Annotated in this window: 1 protein-coding gene; it reads left to right on the forward strand. The window is 55.4% G+C overall.

The genetic code is table 11. The annotated features are described in order from the left end of the window. Positions 1–192: hypothetical protein (locus tag SB719_RS22230; protein WP_412160044.1), on the forward strand; the 192-nt coding region annotated here is incomplete at its 5' end. Between the last annotated feature and the right edge of the window lie 50 nt (positions 193–242).

Genomic DNA, 242 nt, shown 5'->3' on the forward strand with positions numbered 1-242 from the left:
GTCGTGATCGAGAAGAAAATGTTCTCCAACACCGAAGACCTGCTGCCTGTCATCAGCTTCAACGCCAAGGCCAGCAAAGAGGACCAGAAGAAACACAACGACTTCGTCACCCGGATGGTGGAGCGTGGCTATACCGACAAACAGGTGCGCCTGCTGTCGGAATGGTACCTGCGGGTCAGGAAATCGCAATAAAGCGGCAAGCTACTAGCCGCAAGCTGCAAGCTGCCTGGCGCTGGCATTAC

It is taken from the genome of Pantoea sp. SIMBA_079 (assembly GCF_046940275.1).
GTDB classification, from domain to species: Bacteria; Pseudomonadota; Gammaproteobacteria; order Enterobacterales; family Enterobacteriaceae; genus Pantoea; species Pantoea borealis.